At 62.1% G+C, this 644-nt stretch carries 1 pseudogene; it reads right to left on the reverse strand.

Annotated elements, in window-relative coordinates:
* Window positions 1-644, reverse strand: a pseudogene (locus tag MKD38_RS30795) (IS5 family transposase); the annotation flags it as partial.

A 644-nucleotide genomic window follows, 5' to 3' on the forward strand; every position in this document is an offset into this window, starting at 1 on the left:
ACGAACAAGGTTATGGGTTGCGCGGTGTTCTTCCTCAGCCCTCGATAGCGGACCTTGGTGTAGCCGAACTGCCGCTTGGTGACCCGGAACGGATGCTCGACCTTTGCCCGGATGCCCGCCTTGATTCGCTCGACCTGATCGACGAGCGCGCCAAGCGGTTTGCTTTGGTCCAGAACGCGACGTTTGCCTGGCTTCTTCGCCACGTGCCAGTTCACGCCTGCTCGCGCGTCCGGACGCTTCTCCACGCCCTGATAGCCCGCATCGCCAAACGCGTCAGTTTCCTCGCCATGCAGCAGACTGTTGGCCTCAACCACGTCGTTGACGTTGCCCGCCGTGCCCCGCACCGTGTGCGCCAGCCCGCTTTCGGCGTCCACGCCAATGTGCCCTTCCATGCTGAAATACCACTGGTTTCCTTTCTTGCTCTGGTGCATCTCCGGGTCGCGTTCGCCCGACACCGACGCATTCTTGGTCGAGCCCGGTGCGCTGATCAGTGTCGCGTCTACCACCGTGCCCGCGCGCAGCATCAATCCCTTGTCGCGAAGGATGTCGTTGACCAGCGCAAGAATCTGAGCGGGTGCTTCTCTCGCAGATGACGGAACCCCAGGATGGTGCTCTCATCGGGGCAGCCTCACCGTCCAGTTATC

The organism is Cupriavidus sp. WGlv3 (genome assembly GCF_023952475.1).
Taxonomy (GTDB): Bacteria; Pseudomonadota; Gammaproteobacteria; order Burkholderiales; family Burkholderiaceae; genus Cupriavidus; species Cupriavidus phytorum.